The organism is Candidatus Desulfosporosinus nitrosoreducens (genome assembly GCF_030954495.1).
Classification (GTDB): Bacteria; Bacillota; Desulfitobacteriia; order Desulfitobacteriales; family Desulfitobacteriaceae; genus Desulfosporosinus; species Desulfosporosinus nitrosoreducens.
In genome coordinates this window covers 98303-117456 of the sequence record NZ_JAVHUW010000064.1, presented here as the reverse complement: position 1 = coordinate 117456, position 19154 = coordinate 98303, and the positions used below count along the sequence as shown (strand labels likewise).

The following is a 19154-nucleotide window of genomic DNA, read 5'->3' as shown; positions in this document are numbered from 1 at the left end:
AAAAAGCCCTTAACAGAACAAAAACCATGCATAAATAGTGGCTAAAGTCCACGTTTATGTATGGTTTTATTTATGAAAACTTATAAAGAAGACTAAGATTCAGGTGGAGTTTTAACTCCATCTGAATCTTAGTCGCCCTTATCCGCTGACTAATCCGCTCCTAACTCACCGCTTGCCGAAGCGGGAGTCTTAGAGCGGCTAAGTCAACAGATAAATATTCGTTTTGCAATAGCCCCTTTTATATAAGTACAGCCATTTTGTGGATTGTAATTTAGATACTTCAGTCTGTAAAGAGTTCTAAAACGACAACCTCCTGAGTCTGGGGCAAGGAGGCCGAAGTTATGTCCAGAGTTTTTGCCTTTGTAACCTTGGTAAAACGTGTCAGAAAATTGTCAATTCCCTCAATGGGCAGAGGAATTGTCTTGTCCAGTTTATAGTGCATGGGCAAAACAATTTTGGGATTAAGCTGTTGTACTACTTGGTAAGCTTGTTCCGCGTCGAGGGTATAAAAGCCGCCCACCGGAACACAGGCAATGTCAACATGCCCAATGCCGGCAAGCTGATCCGGGGTCAGAAGATGTCCGAGGTCCCCTAAATGGGCAATTCGCAGACCGTCCAGCTCGAAAGAAAAGAGGATATTCTTGCCTCGTTTGGCACCTTGTTCAGTGTCGTGGAATGTTGTTGTGCCTTGGATTGACAGACCGGAGATGTTGCAGGTACCTTCACTGTCGACAACTTGAGGTTTTCCCAAAAGGGCTTGAACACAGTCGTGATCAGAGTGATGGTGACTTACGGTGACAACGTCTGTTTCGACGTGGGGCAGAGGGTAGCCGACTTTCTCGTTAAATGGATCGGTGACAATCTTTAGCCCCTCCTGGTTAGTAAAGAGGAAACATGAGTGGCCCAGCCAACGGATATTCAATTTTCTCACCTCATCTTTGGAATTAGAAAATACGGGTATGGGCAGTCAAAGTGTGTCTCAGATAATTTTAGCGAGCCGCAAACTAGCTGTCAACGCCTGCTGAGACTAGCATTTTATGAAGTCTATGCTATAAAAGTTTTTCTGATCTCAGGATAGAAAGCTCCTTCCACAATGGGAAAGGAGCAGCAGCTGAAGAAATGGTTCCAATTCCATAGCTCCGGCAGAATTTTTGGCTTCAACTTGAAAGTCTGAGATTTATATCCCCTATAAATTCGTGCAATTTTACACTAAGTTTGCTTTGTAGTATCATGATTAATATAAAAGATAATATTTGATCTAAAAAATTAATTTAAATTATATTTTTTAGATTTAATTGTTATCATCTTTTTAAACTTTAAGCTCATTAAATATTTTTTAAGATAAAGGAGGAAGAAAAATGTCATTATCCCTTGGAAAAGCCCAAAAAGTAATCTTTATTGGACTTGACGGTGCCGATCCGGTGCTTATCAAAAGGTTTATTGCCGAAGGAAGGCTCCCCAATTTTAAAAAAATTGCGGAAATGGGCACTACAACGTCCGATTATGGAATGCAAGGCGCTTTGCCCACAATTACCCCTCCTAATTGGGCTTCACTGGCCACCGGCGCTTGGCCCAAGACTCATGGAATCACCTGCTTTTGGAACCATACCCCGGGAAATCCTTTAGATATTCTTGACTATGGCTGGGATTCCAACCTGTGCCAGGCAGAATTCATCTGGGAGGCTTTCGAAAGAGCCGGAAAAAAGAGTATTATGATGAATTACCCCACTTCCTGGCCTCCCCGGGGTAAAAATTCAATCTTTATCGACGGGACCAGTATCTTTACCAATCTGCGCGGTTACAACGATTATGAAAAATATTTTACTTGTGTGGCAGGAGATTTTCCCATTGAGGAAATTCCCCACCAAGTGGATAACAGCGGCACCGACTGTCGGGTTGAAGGAGAGGTTAGCACTCAGCAGGCCCAGATTAAAAAACTTGAGGGATTTGGCTATTCGGCACCCGGACTTGTAACCGAAGAGGGTGGCAGTGAAGAAGAAGCGGATGCGGCCAAATGCGATAAGGTCATGACGCCGATTAAGCCTGCAGCGGGTTGGAAAAACGCCCCCCAGGGAGCCAAAGAGGTCGTTCTGCCGGTAAACAATGGGCTGGCAAGGCGTTTCGGCTTAATTATTGCCGAGGATGGCCAAACCTATAATAAGCTTCAGATTTATGTCACGAAAAATGACGAGCGGCCCATCGGTGAAGCACGAGTGAATGAATGGAGCAAGTTTATTTTTGACACCTATTTAATCAATGGTGAGAAACGGCCTGTTGCCTATAAAATCAAGGTCACAAAACTAAATCCGGAGGGCAGCAGTCTGGAATTTTACTATTCCTTTGCTCAAGATCTGCAAGGGGACAAATATTTTTATCCGCCTGAACTATGCGCCGAGCTTGTGGAAAATGTAGGCCCGATGCTGCAGCCCTCGAATTATGACCGCCATAATGTAATTGCGGATACGATAGTCATTGAATCTATGGCGGATTATTACCAATGGCACGAGGCTGCCTTTGCTTACTTGCTGACAAACAAAGATTGGGATTTGGTCTACAGCCATATTCACGGCATTGATATGCTTAATCACTACTACATTGATTATACTTTGGCGCAAAATTCCCCTGATTACGAACGCTACATTGGCCTAATTGCGCAGATGTATGAAATAAGTGATCATTACGTCGGTGAATTACTCAAACATGTCGATGAAAACACTGCAGTGGTGATAGCTTCCGATCATGCCGCCATCACGCGGAAAGCGGGGTATGAGTATCCCTTGATCGGCGACATGTGGGGGATGAACGTCGGGGTTATGTCTGAGCTGGGCTACACAAATTTGCAAGAGGTCAACGGCGGACTGCAAATCGACTGGGAAAACAGCCGGGCTGTCGCTCAAAGAGCCATGTACATTTATGTCAACCTTAAAGGCCGTGATCCTCAGGGAATCGTCGAACCGGAGGAATACGAAGAATTGGTTCGGGCTATTATTTCTGATTTGTATAGTTATCGCGATCCCAAGACCGGCCGCAGAATCATCAAAGTCGCCTTGAACAAGACCGATATGGAGGCCTTGGGCTTGGGCGGTCCATACTGCGGGGATATACTGTACGTTCTGGAAGACGATTTCAGCCGGACGCATGGCAATGGCTTCAGCAATCAAACCTTGAACGGCTATTCCTGCAAATGCCTGTTTATGATGGCAGGGGCCGGGGTTAAAAAGGGTCATGCTCTTGACAACAGGACCGTCCGGGTGGTTGACATTGTGCCGACCATCTGCCATTTGGCCGGAGCGCCGATGCCTGCGAATGTTGAAGGCGGCGTAATTTACCAGGCTTTGGAAGGATAGAGGCGAGTAATGGGGGACAAATGATGGAATACGATCTTGTCATTGTTGGCGGTGGCCCGGCAGGACTTACCGCGGGAATTTATGGGTCCAGAGCAAAGCTGAAAACAGCGATTATTGAGAAAGCCGCATTGGGCGGGCAGGCTTCTGCCACGCGGGAAATAGCCAATTTCCCCGGTTTTTTGGAGAATAGCGGCGGACCGGAATTGATGAAGGCCATGTCGGACCACGCGCAAAGATTCGGAGCGGAAATTATTAAAGATGAAGTGACGAAGCTCGAATTGGAGGGTGAAAGGAAAAATCTTTGGACGAAGAAAGGCAGCCGGATGACAGCAAAAGCTGTCATCCTGGCCGCCGGCTCCCAGCCCCGCTCCTTAAATATTCCCGGAGAAAAGAAATTCAGAGGCAGAGGGGTTTCCTATTGCGCCACCTGTGATGCGGAGTTTTTTGAGAATGAGCAGGTCGTAGTGGTTGGCAGTGGGGATGCGGCCCTGGAAGAAGCCGTCTTCATTGCTAAGTATGCGAGCAGGGTCACTGTCATCGTCATCCATGATGAAGGGCATGTCGATTGCAATAAAGTAAGCGCAGAAAAAGCCTTTCAAAATCCAAGCATCGAATTCCTTTGGCATTCGGTTCTAACAGAAATCGAAGGTCATGAGGATGTCGAGTCCGTAACTATAAAAAATTTAAAAACCAACAGTACGACCCGTTTTAAGACTAACGGTGTGTTTATCTATGTAGGCGGAGTTCCTCAGACCGAATTCCTAAAAAAGCAAGTGGCTGAAGATGAAGCAGGTTATATTCTTACCAACGATCTGATGGAAACATCGCTCAAAGGGGTTTATGCTGCCGGGGATGTCAGGGCCAAATATTTGCGCCAAGTGATTACGGCGGCAAGTGACGGGGCTATAGCCGCTGTTGCCGCAGAAAGGTATCTCGCAGAAGAGGCGGATTTTCAAGCTCAGATCTTAAACTCCCCCAAGCCCGTATTGCTCTTCTTTTGGTATCCGGGCGACGAACAGGCTCTCAAGTTGTTGTCTTTGCTGGAAGGGATTGCCTCTGAATTAGACGATAAGATTCGCCTGGCAAAAGTGGATATGTCCCGCAAGCAAGGGATTGCCCAGAAATATAACGTTCAGACGGCTCCGGCAGTCCTGCTGCTGCACAAGGGAGAGGTTTGCCGGGAACTCCCAAGCGATCCTGAGCAGGCAGGCTCACCTGGCTACCGACAACTGCTGCTAAAATACTTAAGTGTGGGAGAGGAGGGATAGTTGTGGCTCAAGACCTGTTAAGCGGTATTTCTGCCGGCGAATTTGACAAAGCAACTTTCGACAGCAGCATACCGTCCCTGGTTTTCTTTGGCGCCGCAAGATGCCATGTCTGCAAAGAGCTGCTGCCGACAGTTGAAGAAACTCTGTCTCACTATAACGGCAAAATCAAGGGGTTCTGGGTTGATGTCGACGAGAATAAACCCTTGTTCCAGCGTTTTCGCTTAAAGGGAATACCTAATTTGCTGCTGATCAGCCAGGGTGAAGTTAAGTGTAAGCTTGGAGGTCTGCACACCCGGGAAGAGCTCCTGGAGATGATTGATCAATTTACGTAAGGAGCGTATTGTGGCAGGCAAGTTTAAGCGTCTTGACAAATTCCTGAGCTGCTAAAGAAATGGGAAAGCGCTTGGACCAAATTAATCCGACCGTCATGTCTAATTTAACATCATTGATGTCAATCGGGATCACTTCACCGCTTTTGAAGTAGGTATCATCTTTGGCCATAAACTTAGGGAAGAAAGAAATGGCCATTCCCTCAGAAATCACTCGCTTAATGATTTCAAAGTTGGAAAATCTGAAAGAGACTTGCGGGATCGTATAGTTTTTAAGGATACTGGAGATCCCCCCGTTGTTTCGAAACTCATTGTTGTAGGCGACTATGGGATAGTTCAGAGCTTCCTTTAACGAAACGGATCTTTTTTGCGCCAGCGGGGATTTCTTGCCGACGTAGATTAAAAATTCGTCATGGAATAATTCCTCGCTGCAAATATCTTTGCCCTGGATTTCCTGAGTGAGAATGACCCCTCCGATCTCAAGTTTGCCGGACTGAATTCCTTGAAGAATATCAATCGACTCTTCTTCTAATAAATCCACTTCAATATTAGGTTGGCGCAGTTTCAAATCCGCTATGGCGCAAGGAATAATTTTATTGCACAGGCTGGGGATCATGCCAACGCAAACGTGGCCGGTCAGGGTAGAGGAATTGGCAATTTGTTTCATGTCCTTGATTTCTTCCAGAATTCCCAGAGCTTTTTTAATAATAATTTCTCCTACTTCCGTAGGGTAAACACCGTGAGTCGTGCGTTTTAGGAGGATAGCACCCAGTTCATCTTCGAGTTTGCTGATTGACAAGCTGATAGCCGGCTGCGAGATGTAATTATGCTCCGCTGCTAAAGAGATTGACTTATACTTAGCAACCTCTACCAGATGAATCAACTGTTCTAGCCTCATATTCCGCGAACCTCGATTCCTTATTTCAGGTAAATTCAATTGTCTATTCTCCAATATCAGGGCGAAATCCTTTTTTAGGAATACACTCCTGCTTGAAATCGAAACCTGAAAAGCAACTAAATCATTAGATTATAAAATTAGTTCCAACAGTCAATGATTGGCATATGAATTGCAATTATATCTGCTTTAAATCTTATACCCGGTATATATGCCTGTCATTGCACTTTGAGCACTGTCAATCCTGTTCGGGCCTTCAAAAGAGCGACCCTTAGCTCGGAAATTTAGAAAATTCCGGCACGTATTCGGGGATTAAGGTTTAAACCACGGCTATTTAAGCTCTGAAAGGGGGGAAACCATTGTCCGCTGAAACCAGTAACCCGAAAGTGGTTGTAACTAATTTAACGAAACAATTCGGCGATTTGCTTGTTCTGGACGACATCAATTTTACGGTCGGCAAAGGAGAATTTCTCTGTATCGTTGGCCCTACAGGCTGCGGTAAGACCACGTTTCTCAATCTTTTATCAAAGTTGATGCCCTCAACCAGGGGAAACATTTACATTGACGGTGAAATCGCCGATCCCAAACGGCATAATATTTCATTTGTATTCCAAGAGCCTTCTTGTATGCCTTGGCGCACGGTCAGACAAAATGTGGCCTATGGCATGGAGATCAAGAAAATACCTCAGGAGCAGGCCAAAAGCAGATTGGAAAAAACGTTGAAGCTTGTCGGCCTGGCTGATTGTGCAGATCTTTATCCCAATCAGATTTCTTCAAGCATGGAACAACGAGTTGCGGTTGCCCGAGCCTTTGCCGTGAACCCGGATCTCCTGTTAATGGATGAACCCTATGGTCAGCTCGATGTTAAATTGCGTTATTACCTGGAAGATGAACTGATACGTATTTGGGGAGAATTTAAAAATACTGTTATTTTTGTCACCCATAACATTGAAGAGGCGGTTTATCTGGCGGAAAGGATTCTAATTTTAAGCCCTAAGCCGACCACTGTAAAATCCGAGCTTAAAGTTGACCTGCCCAGGCCCAGAAACCCGCTTGATCCATCGTTTATAGAACTGAGAAAACAGGTTACAGAGTTAATTAGGTGGTGGTAAGCAAAATTCAGAGAAAGGAGGATAAGGTCAGTTAAAGATATTTTGTGCAAAATTTAACGAATGGAGGGATTTGTTTGAACAGAAAGTTAAGGGGTGCGATAACTGTTTTCACAATCATCGTAGTGACTCTCGTTTCTGTCGGCTGCGGAAATTCGGCCACGACGACAAATTCAGCAGCCCAAAACGCTCCGGTCATAAGGGCTGCGCTGCAAGGTGCTTATGATACCTGGCCCGCCTGGGAACTGTCCCAGGGGGATCAAGCCAAAAATGGCTTCCAGCTGAAGATGACCTATTTTGATTCCGGCCCGCAACAAATAGAGGCTTTGGCCTCGGATCAGTTCGACATTGCCCAGATCGGACCCGCTCCGGCTATGGTAGGCGCTTTAAAATATAACTTGCAGATCATCGGCATAGCGGATGACGAATCTCTGGCGACGGCCATTTTGGCCCGGCCCGACAGTCCGCTTTTAAAGACTAAAGGCTACAATCCGCAATACCCGGATGTTTACGGCACACCGCAGGACCTTAAAGGCAAAGATGTTTTTGTTTCCACGGTCACCACCGGGGAAGTATTGCTGATTAATTATCTCAAAGCCTTGGGTTTGAGCGAAAAAGATGTTCACATTACCAACATGGAGCAGCCGCAAATGCTCTCGGCTTTTTCCAGCGGTAAGGGAGATACGGCAGTCATGTGGTCGCCTTTTACCTATACCGGGTTTGATAAAGGCTGGAAAGTTGTCGCCGATGCTTCAACCGCCAAGGCTCCGGCAGTAATTTTTATCGTCGCCACGAAAAAATTCTGCGATCAACACCCTGAGTTAGTGGAAAAGTATTTAGACGCTTATATGAAAAAAGAAGTGGAACTCAAAAAAAATGAAGCGACTCTGGCCGCGGAATACAGCAAATACCTTAAGGAATGGAGTGCTCTCACTTGGGACGAGAAACTCGCCCAAACCGACATGCAAAAGCACCTTACCTATGACCTTAAAGCCCAGTTGGATTGGTTTGATGATTCCCAAGGTCCCAGCAAAATTGAAAGCCTTCTGAGCGATGCCAGCGCTGCTTTTACGGCAGGCGGTAAATTTACGCCTCAGGAAAGAGAACAGCTTGTCAAATTTGCCTATCTCAACACGTCTTTCCTGAAAAACTTAGGCAAAAGCCAAGGGTTAATTAAGTAGCCAAGATAATGGAGATTAAACCTTTGTTTAAAGAAGTGGAAGTGACTGTCACTCACTTCCGCTTCTTTAGCAATAAAAGTTTATAGTTATTGCAAAGCGCTGGTTTTTCAAATCCTTAGTTCAATTAGCAGTCGTTTGTGAAGTGTTGATCACCTGTATACCCATCTTCTAACAGGAACGAATGATGGAGGGCAGCTATGACGAAACCTGAAATAAGAAAAATAGCCTTGACTTGTATCTCCTTACTGAGTTTAATAGCTTTTTTTGTCTTTTGGCAAATGATCATTGAATTCAAGATCGTTCCCAATAACCTCTTAGCCTCCCCTGTCCAGGTCATAAAGTTATTTTTTGTCAAGTTAACGGCAGTCGATCCGGAAGGGGCAACGTTGATCAGGCATACTATCGTCAGTCTGGAAGAAGCGCTGCTGGGCTATGTCTGTGCCCTGATCATCGGGATTCCTTTAGGCTTAGCCATGGGGTGGTTTAAGGTTGTCGACGGCTTGGCCCGGCCGATTTTTGAAATGATCCGTCCCATTCCCCCGGTGGCCTGGATTCCCTTAGCTATTTTTTGGTTCGGAATAGGGCTGACGAGCAAAGCCTTTATTATTTTCTTTGCGGCCCTTGTGGCGAGTGTCATCAATTCTTACACCGGCGTGCGCCTGACCAATCCAACCTTTATAAGAATGGCCCGGGCCTATGGCGCTTCCAATTGGGAAATCTTCTGGCAGGTTTGTATCCCCTCCGCCTTGCCTATGGTTTTTGGAGGCTTGCAAGTGGCTTTAGCGGGGGCTTGGACCAGCCTGGTAGCCGCCGAACTCGTGGCCGCCGATTCCGGACTTGGCTATCTCATCAATGTGGGAAGACGTCTGATGAGAGTTGATCTGGTAGTCCTGGGCATGTTCATGGTAGGGCTGACCGGTGTGCTGATCGCCTTTATTGTCAACAGAATCGAACGGCGTCTGGTTGCTGGAGTTAGGAGGTAGGCAAATGATTGAGCAGAATACCGGTACGCGCCGGCAGCGGGGAAATCAGGGCGAAAAATTGGCAATACACGCCTTGTTGGGGAGCAAGAAAATTTTGTATTTGATTTCCCTGCTGATATTTTTCGGCTTGTGGCAGCTGGTTCATATCACCGGGTATCATGGGCAAAGCATCTCCGGGCCGCTGCAGGTAATTCAGGAGCTAGTTAAAATGTCCGGCGACGAGCTGGCCGGACATACGATCTTCGGCCATCTTTGGATTAGTTTTCGGCGGGTAATTATAGCCTTTGGGATTGCCGTGGTCATCGGAGTGCCTTTGGGCGTATTAATGGGCTTTAGCCCCATAGCCAACGCCATCGTGAGGCCGGTTTTTGAATTATTTAAGCCGATGCCGCCAATTTCCTGGATTTCTTTAGCCATTCTCTGGTTTGGCATTAGTGAAACTTCCAAGGTATTTATTATTTTAATCGGGGCCTTAGTACCTTTGATAATAAACTGTTATAACGGAATTAGAGTAGTGGATGAGGAACTTTATCATGTTATCCGCATGTTAGGCGGCAATCGGCGCGACGAGATTATTAAAGTCATGTTTCCGGCTTCTTTTCCGACTATTTTTGCCGGTTTGCAAATCTCTTTAAGTATGGCCTGGGGCAGTGTCCTGGCCGCAGAAATGGTAGGGGCCAGAGAAGGCGTTGGTTTTATAATTATCGCCGGAATGAATCAAAACGATACGGCCATGATTTTTGCGGGCATGGTAATTATTGCGTTAACCGCCTTTGCTATTTCAGCTGGCTTAAGCTATTTAGAAAGGTGGATTTGTCCATGGAAAACAGACCTGAATTAAAGGTGAAGATCGAATGTCAGAATGTAAGCAAGTCATTTTACGAGCAGGGCAAGGAACTGCCCGTTCTGGAGAAAATGGATTTGACCATTCGTGAGAATGAGTTTGTCGTAATCCTCGGTCCCGGACAATCGGGCAAGACAACCTTGTTTAGAATGATCGCCGGTTTGGAGAAACCGACGACGGGCAAAATATTCGTGGAAAATAAGGAAGTGACCGGGCCGGGCAGGCATGTGGGGATCGTATTTCAGCGTTATATGGTGTTTCCCTGGAAAACCGTTTTTGGCAATGTGGAAATGGGTCCTAAATTAAAAGGTCTGAAGAAACAGGAGAGAAAAGAAATTACGAATCACTATATTGATCTGGTTGGCCTGAGAGGTTTTGAGAAGGCCTTTCCGCATCAGTTAAGCGGCGGCATGAAGCAGCGTGTAGGCATTGCCCGGGCCTTGGCGAATGACCCGGAAATCCTGCTGATGGATGAACCTTTTGGCCAATTGGACGCTCAAACCCGTATGCAAATGGAACAAGAAACCTCCAGGATCTGGGAAATTGAAAAGAAGACGGTTTGTTTTGTCACCAACAATATTGACGAGGCGATTTACCTGGGAGACCGCATTATTGTTCTGGAGGGGAAATTGCCGGGCAGAATGCATAAAATTTACAAGGTTGATCTTCCCCGCCCCAGGGAATTTACAGATCTGGCCTTTCTTAAATTAAGACAGCAAATTACCAATGAAACTGAATTAGTCCTTTGAGGACAGCGGGTAAACTATGGAGAGCAAGTTAAGGCGGAATCCGGCGTGACTTTTCCCAATGCAAAAAAAGTTACTTCAGATAACTCAGGTTGCTGAGAATCCAGAGTAACTTTTTTGCTTATTTCAAGCCGGCATTATATTTGCGCACGATCCGCGACACCTTGCTTTGGCTGATCTTGAGGGAATTCGCGACTTTATAAGAGCTTTTTAATTCCTGGTAAGTCTGGATAATCAATCGTTCTTCGTCGGCTTTTAATCCTCGGGACAGTGTCTCACTAAACAGGTTTTCCCTATTTGAGCTTGGCTGCAGGGGTGACAGAATTTTTGGCGGCAGGTGTGCCGGCTCAATAGTGATTTCCGAAATTGTAACAACGAGGCGCTCCACTAAATGTTCCATTTCCCGGACATTGCCCGGCCAGGCATAGCCGGACAAAATGTCTAAAGCATGGGGGCTGAATTGGTGGGAAGTTTTATACTTGGAGTCAAACATATTTAAAAAATAGTAGAGCAAAGGCACGATGTCTTCCTGCCTTTCCCGCAAGGGAGGAATTTCGATTTCAAAAACGTTGAGCCGATAGTAAAGATCTTCGCGAAATTTCTGCTCTTGGACTAATTGGGCTAAGTTTCGATTAGTAGCCGCAATTATTCTAAGATCAACCAGCTTAGGACAATTGCCGCCCAAAGGGATAAACTGGTGTTCCTGAATTAGCTGCAGCAGCTTCGCTTGGGTGGCATAGGGAATGTCGCCAATCTCATCCAGAAATAAAGTTCCTCCCGAGGCCAGTTCGGCCAAGCCTTTTTTGCCGCCTTTATCCGCTCCGGTGAAAGCGCCGCGGCAATAGCCGAATAACTCCGACTCAATTAAATGATCAGGAATAGCCGCGCAGTTAATGCTGAGAAAAGGACCGTTTCTGCGGCTGCTTAAATAATGAATCGTTTTAGTCAGGACATTTTTACCTGTTCCCGATTCACCTAAAATCAGGATTGTGGAATCAATCCGGGCAATCTTGCGGGCCGTTTCCAAACAGAGCTTCATGGCTTTACTATGGGAAGTATAGCCCTCAAAGGGCATCTTTTGCCGCAGCTCGCTTACTTCGCTTTCATACTGTTCCACTAATTTGCTGGTTTTCTGGAGGCTTTCTTTTAGTTCTTCAATCTGAGTGATATCCCGGCTGTTCATAACGATAAAGCTAATCTGATTATTCCGGTTAAAGACCGGCGTGGCGGTAACTAAAAGTTTACGGCCAATATTCGTTTCCTGTTCCAAAGTAAGTCTTTTTTTCTTGCGCAGGACAACAGGGGCGATGGGAGGCCAATAATACCCTTCATTAATCAGATAATTGATGGATTTACCGATAACATTCGATGGCTTTAAGCCGTAGTGTCGTTCACAGGCTTCATTTACGTAAACAACCGTTCCCTCGGCATTGACGACAAAAATTTCATCAAAAGAATTGTCCATGATATTTTTTAAGTCAGCCCATGTTAAATCACTTGGGGTAATATCCGTCAATTCCAAACAACTCCTTTGATAAGTTGTTAAAAAGGGAACGCCGTGACGTAATTGTGCTTTAAATTAAGTTTACTATTCGCTGTTTAAAACTAATTTTCCTTCTATGAAATAAGTCTAAAAAACTTAAGTTTAAGTCGAAATGACTTAAACTTAAGTTTTTTAATTAGTTTCGCCGAATATTGTCACGTTTTAAATTTAACTAAAACATGGTATCAAAATTGCAATACAGCAATAATAAGAGGTTTTAACTCAAGATGAGTTTTAAAGAATTGGAGGTGAGAAATGCAATTAACAAGTAATCCTAACAATAGCCCAAGGAAGCTCTGCGTCTCAAGCTGGAAAATCGTTTGGAAGTTAGCTATCACTTAGTAAGAATGGGGGAGATATTATCAATACTGCAAAGGAGAATAAGTCAAAGGTAGAACCATGGGTATTTTTCCCGCCGCTGATTTTTGTAGCCGCCTTTGTTATTTGGGTTTTTCAGAGCACGCCTAAAAATGTGGCCCTCAGTTTAAAATCGGCTTTTAACCTTGTAACGGACAAAATGGGAGGAACTCTGGAGATTTATGTTTTTTTTCTATTCCTGCTCTGCTTTTATTTTGCCTTTGGCCCCTATGCCAAGAAAAAATTAGGCAATGAAACTCCTGAGTTCAGTACTTTATCCTGGTTAGGGATGATCTTTACGTCCACTGCCGGTTTAGGCGTTTTAACCTGGACTTCAATCGAGTTCTTTTATTACATTCAAACTCCTCCCTTTGGTTTAAAACCCATGAGCACGGAAACATATTCCTGGGCTTTGGCCTACCCAATGTTTCACTGGGGATTTACCGCCTGGGCTATGAACACAATTTTTGGTTTGGTTTTTGCTTACTTCTTCTTTGTCAAGAAAAAGGACGACGTTCGCCCCAGTACGGCCTGTGAAGCTTTAATTGGCGGAAAATTGAGCAAAGGCTGGCTGGGCAAGTTGATTGATGCTTTGTTTGTCATCGGTTTCGTGGGAGGGGTAACAACATGCATTGGGGTTAATGTCCCGACCGTTGTCGGCTTGCTGACCAAAGTCTTGGGAATTAACGAAAGTCTGTCGTCTGACGCCGTGCTGATTTTATCCTGGTCCCTTTTTATGGCCGTTTTGCTCTATACTGGACTTAAGAAAGGGATTCGCTACTTAAGTGACATTCGGGTCTATTTCGGCTTTGGCATCCTGGCGGTGATACTTTTACTTGGTCCTACGTCTTATATCATTAATACATTTACGGATACCGCCGGGCAGCTCCTGCAAAATTTTGTCCGCATGAGCTTATATACCGATCCTCATTTTAAATCCGGGGTTCCTCAAGCCTGGACAATTTGGTACTGGGCCTGGTATTTGGCCCTGGTTCTGCAATGTGGCATCTTCTTAGGGAGGATTTCCAAAGGCCGAACGGTCAGAGAATATATTATTGGTTCCTTAGCGGCTGCTACTGCCGGGAGCTGGATCTTTTTTGCCGTATTTTCCAATTTCTCGATGTACGTATTCACCAAGGGTACTGTGCCGATCGCCGATATCATGTCCAAGTACGGCCAAGGCAGGGCCATTGTAGAAATCTGGACGCAGCTGCCTTTAGGCGGGTTCATGATGGCGATTCTCCTGGTTTACGGCTATATTTCCATGCAGACCCTCTTAAATGGCGCCACTTATACCTTGTCGATGGTTACCACTAAGGAACTCTCCGGGGAAGAAGAGCCGCCGAAGTGGAACCGGATCTTCTGGTCTATTGTTCTCGGGGTCATCGCCATCGCCTTGGCCTATGTCGGTGGTATAAGTTCCGCTCAAACCACAACGATCATTGGTGCTTTGCCGATGTTTTTCATTACAATTCTGATTTTGATTTCCTTCTTTAAAGATATCCGCAAAACTTGGGGGGTAAGCAAAACAACCCCAACACCGATAATAGGGGGGATGGATCAGGCAAAGGGCGTGAGAGAAGTCCAATAACTGTGAACAGACGAACTTCAGGAGGTACTGCAAATGGTTCTCAAATCAAAATTAGAGGTTTTATCCCGAGAGGATCTTTTTAAGGTTCACGAGGCCTCTCTTAAAATCTTACGGGAAACGGGTGTCAGGTTTTTAAATGAAGAGGCGTTGGAAATTTTCCGGAAGCATGGAGCACGGGTTGACAACAAAACAGTTTACATCCCGAGTTCCTTGGTAAATCAGGCTTTGTCCCTTGCGCCGCAAACCTTCAGGATGGTTGGGCGCGATCCGCAATACTCCATAACCGTTGGCGAGGGCTTTTTAATTCAGCCGAATGTCGGGCCGGTTTTCATCCAGGATATGGATTATGGCCGCCGCGAAGCTACCTTGGCAGACTATGCCAATATCCAGAAGCTTTGCCAGGCCAGCGACGCTGTTGATCTGGCAGGAACTATCCCGGTGGACCCGGCTGACGTTCCGATAGCGGATAAACACCTTCACATGATGTATCAGGTTCTGAAAAACTCCGCTAAGCCCTTGATAGGTTTCTGTGCCAATGCCAGGCAAGTTCGCGAACAATTGGATCTCGTTGACATCAGCTTTGGAGGACAGCAATTTCTGCAGAATAACCATTGTGCCGCCGTATTGGTGAATTCTTTAAGCCCTTTAAGTTATGCTCCGGAAACTTTGGAAACGATGCTGGAGTTCGCTAAGCGCAATCAAGTCATCTTGCTGGCACCTTGCATTATGGCGGGAGTCAGCGGCCCGATTTCTTTATTGGGCACGGCGGTATTGCAAAACACGGAAATTTTAGCCGGCTTAGTCTTAATGCAGCTGGTCAACCCCGGCACTCCGGTAGTTTATGCAACGGCCTCGACAACGGCCTACATGAAGGCAGCCAGTTATGCGGCCGGTGCCCCTGAGGCCATGCTCATCAACACCGCCAATCTGCAAATGGGACTGGATTTTTATCATTTACCGACGCGGACCATGTGCGGCATCACCCATTCCAAAGCCTTAGACGCTCAAGCGGGGTACGAGACGATGCAAAGTATTTTGCTCGGCAGCTTAAGCGGTGCCCATATGGCCGTTCAATGCCTGGGTGTTCTGGATGCGATTATGACAACGTCCTATGAGAAATTCGTCATTGATGTCGAACTTATTCAGAGAGTGAGGCGCATTGCCCAAGGGATCGACACTTCAGAGGAAGCCCTCTCGGTCGGGATTATTCAGGAAGTGGGGCATGAAGGCAGTTATCTCACCCACCCGTCAACGTTTAAGGATTTTCGCAAAATTTGGACCCCCGCAATTTCCGACTGGAACTCTTATACGGATTGGGAAAAAGCCGGAGCGGAAGACGTGGTGACGAGAGCTAACCGGAAGTTTAAAGAGATCCTCAGTCAGGCGCCGGCTACTTTATTGGATTCCGGGATTGAAAAACAACTGCAAACTTATATTCAGAAAGTCAAGAGTGCTTAATTCGGAAGCAAAGATGCGAATATCCCATACTCTCAAGGGTAAAATTCCGAGCCTGATCAATGATTCTGTAGAAAAGCCGAGGTGGATCTTGTGAGAACGAATGTCATTGCGGGCATGTCCAAGGTCGATGGTTTTGGACTCCATGCTTTTTCCGAGGAAGAGTTGTATGCCATTCATTGTGCTACCGTTGATGTTCTGGAGCATACAGGAATTAAAGTGCCTTGCCGGGAAGCTTTAGAGATTTTTGCCGCCGGAGGGGCAACGGTAGACTTTAAGAAGAAGGTCGTTAAAATTCCCCAATACATTGTGGAAGAGGCCATCCAATCTGCTCCCAGCACTATTTTGCTGGCCGGTCGCGATCCGAAACATGATATCGTCTTAGATGGCAAAAGGGTGCATTTTATCAATTTTGGCGAGGGAATATCTATCATTGATCCTAAAACCAAGGAATACAGGCCGACAACGAAACAAGATGTCGCCGATATTACCCGCTTTTGTGATGCCATGGATCAGATAGACGCCGTGCTGCGGCCTGTTGCTCCCCATGATGTTCCGCCGGAATCCGCAGTATTGCACAATGCCGAAGTGATCTTCAACAATACTGCCAAACACGTTTTTATAGGGACTGAAGGCGGCAGGAACTTTAAAAAGGTTTTCCAAATGGCTGCCCTTGTGGCAGGCGGTGAGGATAAACTGCGGGAACGTCCGATTTTCTCCTGCAATGTCTGCCCGACGAGTCCTCTGCAGCTGGTAGACCATTGCGCCGAAGTGATTATAGAGGGGGCGCGGGCGGGAATTGCCGTTAATGTACTGTCGATGGCCATGTCCGGAGCCACCTCACCGATTACTTTGGCGGGCACTTTGTTAACTCATAACGCCGAAGTCTTAAGTGGCATCGTCTTAAGTCAGCTTACCCGCAAAGGCGCGCCGGTGCTTTACGGCAGCTCGACAACAATAATGGACCTGCGTTTTACGACGGCGCCTGTTGGTTCTCCGGAACTGGCGATGATTAACGCGGGGGTTGCCAAACTCGCTCAGTACTACTTGTTGCCGAGCTGGGTGGCCGGCGGGTAGGTAGACAGCAAAATTCCGGACGCTCAGGCCTCTCATGAATTTACCATCACAGCAATGTTGACAGCGTTGGCAGGCGCCAACCTGATATACGGAGCAGGCATGCTGGAACTGGGAATTACCTTCGATTATGCCCAAATGGTAATGGACAATGAGATGGCCAAAATGATTAAAAAAGTAGTTAATGGGATCAGCGTCTCTGACGAAACCTTAGCCGTGGATGTTGTCAAAAAGGTAGGTACCGCCGGCAACTTCCTCAGCGAAGAACACACTTTAAAGAATATGCGCTCACAATCCCGCAGCCTGGTTATTGATCGGCGCATGCGGGAAACGTGGCTGGAGTACGGTGCTAAAAGTTTTACGGACCGGGCCTATGAGGAAGCAATTTCCATCTTGGAAACCTATAAGCCCGCATTCCTGCCGGAAAGCGTGCAGGCAGCTTTGAGAGGGATCGTGGAAGAAACGGAGAAAGAATACGGAGTTGCCAAATTATAGTTATTTCTATAGCAACTATCCGGGGCCTGAATTTTATTGTCAGGCTTTAAGCAACTAAATAAATTAAGAATTGATCTGCGTAAGGGAGGGATTACTACTCTATGGAGAATTATGCCAAACTTGCTGAAAGTGTTATAGCCGGCAACGAGGAGCAAGTCAAAAATCAGGTTCGGGAGTTTATTGCCTCCGGGAATGCTCCGGTGGATATTATTAACCAGGGACTTATCGCGGGGATGAATGTCGTGGGACAACGTTTTAAAGTTGGCGATATGTATGTTCCGGAGGTGCTGATGTGTGCCCGCAGCATGAACGCCGGCCTGGAAATTGTTCGTCCTCTGCTGGCAGACTCCGATGCCGAAAGCTCCTGCAAAATAATTATCGGTACGGTCAAAGGGGACCTGCACGATATCGGAAAGAATCTTGTCAGCATGATGATGGAAAGCGGCGGCTTGGAAGTCATTGATCTCGGGGTAGACGTCTCCGCTGATGATTTTATTGCTGCCATAGAGAAGCATAAACCGGATATTTTAGCGATGTCAGCGCTGCTGACAACGACAATGCCCAAAATGAAGGAGGTCATTCAAGCATTAGAAGAGATGGGCCTGCGTGATAAGATTAAAATTATTATAGGAGGAGCACCTGTCTCGCAAGCCTTCGCCCAGACAATCGGAGCCGATGGTTATGCGCCTGATGCCGCTTCGGCCACCGAGCTTTGTAAAAGCTTATTTGCTCAGTAAAGCCCTATTTAAGAAGACAGGAAAGATGTTTTAAATGAAATTAACAATTACTATTTTATTATGTATCATCTTACTTGCCTTTCTAAAAGCTTGCTTAAGTGATTAATACACCATAAACGTCATTAAATGCCGGAACGTTTTGAGCGTTCCGGCATTTAATTTTTAATTGCCTGTGCTTGGCGGAGGAATATTCTCCAAAGGTGTAGAATGCTTGAGTGATGGAGATTAAGCAAGATGTTGCTAAGCAAGGAACAGAGTATTGACATGAGGAGTCGGAAGTTGATTCTATTATAGTCTTATTTCCGGCGTCGGAGGAGATTCTCAATGAGACCGAGAGGCAAATTTCACTCTGCAAGACCAAGAACTCGTTCTAATCTGCGTATGTTTTTAGGAAAACTATATTTTACGTTTCTTCGCCACATTCAATGGCGATGCAAACGCTTAAAACCATACGCAACCGGCAATCAGGCGGAAGAACTGCCGGTTCTTGTGACCTCCCATAAAACACCTTTGTATCGACAGCTGCGCAACGTAGAGATGTGGCTGCAGGAAAACAAGGTTAACAATCTCAAACTTGCTTGTGAAAAGCTTAACGGAATACTCTTGAATCCGGGAGAAACCTTTTCTTTCTGGCGAATTGTGGGAAAGCCAACGAAGCGCAAAGGCTTTAAGAGAGGAATGATCTTGATCAACGGGGGCTTTAGCGATGGGATTGGCGGTGGACTTTGCCAGCTTTCCAATCTTATCTATTGGCTGACTCTTCACACCCCGTTAACAGTCACGGAGCGCTGGAGGCATACCCACGATGTCTTCCCGGATTCCAAGCGGACACAACCTTTCGGGAGCGGTGCGACTGTTGTCTATAATTATGTTGATCTTCAGATCCAAAATGATACTCAGCAGGTCTATCAACTGAAAGTTAAGGTTGGAGATCAGGAACTGGAAGGTGAATGGCGCTCCACTCAGCCCTACCCCTTTAAGTATAAGGTGTATGAAAGCGAGCACTCAATCAGCCATGAATGGTGGGGAGGGTACATGCGCCATAACGTAATTAAGCGCAAGATGTTCGACCAAAAGGATTGTGAAATAAGCGATGATTTCATTACTGAAAACCATGCGATTATGATGTATGAGCCTTTGCTGGAAAAAGTTAAATAGCAATCCTTTTACAGCGAAAAGAGTAAAGATAAAAAATTCAGA

The 19154-nt window shown here is 45.9% G+C and carries 15 protein-coding genes and 1 pseudogene; 13 read left to right on the top strand and 3 right to left on the bottom strand.

What is annotated here, in order from left to right; genetic code table 11:
• Positions 1-280 precede the first annotated feature (280 nt).
• Positions 281-922: an MBL fold metallo-hydrolase gene (locus REC12_RS16150; RefSeq protein ID WP_308896238.1), complete on the bottom strand. Its 642-nt coding sequence runs from the start codon at positions 920-922 to the stop codon at positions 281-283.
• Between the two features lie 436 nt (positions 923-1358).
• Here REC12_RS16150 and REC12_RS16145 point away from each other — a divergent pair, with 436 nt between their 5' ends.
• Genes REC12_RS16145 through REC12_RS16135 form a run of 3 tightly spaced genes read left to right on the top strand, consistent with a single transcriptional unit; the run spans position 1359 to position 4947 of the window.
• Entirely contained in the window at positions 1359-3347 is a 1989-nt protein-coding gene (locus tag REC12_RS16145; RefSeq protein WP_308896236.1) for an alkaline phosphatase family protein, read from the top strand.
• A gap of 20 nt (positions 3348-3367) precedes the next feature.
• On the top strand, positions 3368-4615 hold the full coding sequence (trxB, locus tag REC12_RS16140) for a thioredoxin-disulfide reductase (RefSeq protein WP_374214216.1): 1248 nt from the start codon (positions 3368-3370) through the stop codon (positions 4613-4615).
• Between the two features lie 2 nt (positions 4616-4617).
• Positions 4618-4947 carry a thioredoxin family protein gene (locus REC12_RS16135; protein ID WP_308896234.1) on the top strand — a complete coding sequence of 110 codons (330 nt, stop codon included), beginning with the start codon at positions 4618-4620 and terminating at the stop codon, positions 4945-4947.
• Here REC12_RS16135 and REC12_RS16130 read toward each other — a convergent pair.
• Positions 4940-5842: a LysR family transcriptional regulator gene (locus REC12_RS16130; protein ID WP_308896233.1), complete on the bottom strand. Its 903-nt coding sequence runs from the start codon at positions 5840-5842 to the stop codon at positions 4940-4942. The genes REC12_RS16135 and REC12_RS16130 overlap by 8 nt on opposite strands.
• Positions 5843-6198: 356 nt before the next feature.
• Between REC12_RS16130 and REC12_RS16125 the strand changes: the two genes are divergently transcribed.
• The 5 genes from REC12_RS16125 (at position 6199) to REC12_RS16105 (ending at position 10705) form a co-directional block, all read left to right on the top strand.
• The gene (locus tag REC12_RS16125; protein ID WP_308896231.1) at positions 6199-6951 is read left to right on the top strand and encodes an ABC transporter ATP-binding protein; all 753 of its coding nucleotides are present in this window, start codon (positions 6199-6201) and stop codon (positions 6949-6951) included.
• Positions 6952-7025: 74 nt separating this feature from the next.
• Entirely contained in the window at positions 7026-8129 is a 1104-nt protein-coding gene (locus REC12_RS16120; RefSeq protein ID WP_308896229.1) for an NrtA/SsuA/CpmA family ABC transporter substrate-binding protein, read from the top strand.
• A gap of 197 nt (positions 8130-8326) precedes the next feature.
• The gene (locus tag REC12_RS16115) at positions 8327-9112 is read left to right on the top strand and encodes an ABC transporter permease (protein ID WP_308896227.1); all 786 of its coding nucleotides are present in this window, start codon (positions 8327-8329) and stop codon (positions 9110-9112) included.
• A 4-nt stretch (positions 9113-9116) separates the two neighbouring features.
• The gene (locus REC12_RS16110) at positions 9117-9953 is read left to right on the top strand and encodes an ABC transporter permease (protein ID WP_308896225.1); all 837 of its coding nucleotides are present in this window, start codon (positions 9117-9119) and stop codon (positions 9951-9953) included.
• Positions 9932-10705 (top strand): ABC transporter ATP-binding protein, encoded by a 774-nt coding sequence (locus REC12_RS16105; RefSeq protein ID WP_308896224.1) that lies wholly within the window; start codon positions 9932-9934, stop codon positions 10703-10705. Before REC12_RS16110 ends, REC12_RS16105 begins: the two co-directional genes overlap by 22 nt.
• Positions 10706-10823: 118 nt before the next feature.
• Here the strand turns inward: REC12_RS16105 and REC12_RS16100 are convergent, their stop codons facing one another.
• Positions 10824-12218 carry a sigma-54 interaction domain-containing protein gene (locus REC12_RS16100; protein WP_308896223.1) on the bottom strand — a complete coding sequence of 465 codons (1395 nt, stop codon included), beginning with the start codon at positions 12216-12218 and terminating at the stop codon, positions 10824-10826.
• Between the two features lie 385 nt (positions 12219-12603).
• On the opposite strand from REC12_RS16100, the gene caiT reads away from it, so the two are divergent.
• The 5 genes and pseudogenes from caiT to REC12_RS16075 all read left to right on the top strand — a co-directional run bounded on the left by caiT (position 12604) and on the right by REC12_RS16075 (position 19112).
• A complete protein-coding gene (gene caiT / locus REC12_RS16095) occupies positions 12604-14193 on the top strand; it encodes an L-carnitine/gamma-butyrobetaine antiporter (RefSeq protein ID WP_308896312.1) in 1590 nt (529 codons plus the stop codon).
• 33 nt (positions 14194-14226) lie between these two features.
• Complete coding sequence (locus tag REC12_RS16090) at positions 14227-15651, top strand: trimethylamine methyltransferase family protein (protein ID WP_308896222.1); 1425 nt, start codon at positions 14227-14229, stop codon at positions 15649-15651.
• Between the two features lie 114 nt (positions 15652-15765).
• Positions 15766-17217: pseudogene (mttB, locus tag REC12_RS16085) on the top strand ([trimethylamine--corrinoid protein] Co-methyltransferase).
• 101 nt (positions 17218-17318) lie between these two features.
• Positions 17319-17954, top strand: coding sequence for a cobalamin B12-binding domain-containing protein (locus REC12_RS16080; RefSeq protein ID WP_308896220.1), 636 nt, complete (start codon positions 17319-17321; stop codon positions 17952-17954).
• Between the two features lie 324 nt (positions 17955-18278).
• A complete protein-coding gene (locus tag REC12_RS16075) occupies positions 18279-19112 on the top strand; it encodes a VanW family protein (RefSeq protein WP_308896219.1) in 834 nt (277 codons plus the stop codon).
• Positions 19113-19154: the final 42 nt, after the last annotated feature.

Bases quoted from the DNA above. Each gene is read 5' to 3' on its own strand.
- REC12_RS16145 (WP_308896236.1), top strand. From the start codon at position 1,359: ATGTCATTATCCCTTGGAAAAGCCCAAAAAGTAATCTTTATTGGACTT.
- trxB (WP_374214216.1), top strand. From the start codon at position 3,368: ATGATGGAATACGATCTTGTCATTGTTGGCGGTGGCCCGGCAGGACTT.
- REC12_RS16090 (WP_308896222.1), top strand. From the start codon at position 14,227: ATGGTTCTCAAATCAAAATTAGAGGTTTTATCCCGAGAGGATCTTTTT.
- REC12_RS16110 (WP_308896225.1), top strand. From the start codon at position 9,117: ATGATTGAGCAGAATACCGGTACGCGCCGGCAGCGGGGAAATCAGGGC.
- REC12_RS16080 (WP_308896220.1), top strand. From the start codon at position 17,319: ATGGAGAATTATGCCAAACTTGCTGAAAGTGTTATAGCCGGCAACGAG.
- REC12_RS16075 (WP_308896219.1), top strand. From the start codon at position 18,279: ATGAGACCGAGAGGCAAATTTCACTCTGCAAGACCAAGAACTCGTTCT.
- REC12_RS16130 (WP_308896233.1), bottom strand. From the start codon at position 5,842: ATGAGGCTAGAACAGTTGATTCATCTGGTAGAGGTTGCTAAGTATAAG.
- REC12_RS16105 (WP_308896224.1), top strand. From the start codon at position 9,932: ATGGAAAACAGACCTGAATTAAAGGTGAAGATCGAATGTCAGAATGTA.
- REC12_RS16115 (WP_308896227.1), top strand. From the start codon at position 8,327: ATGACGAAACCTGAAATAAGAAAAATAGCCTTGACTTGTATCTCCTTA.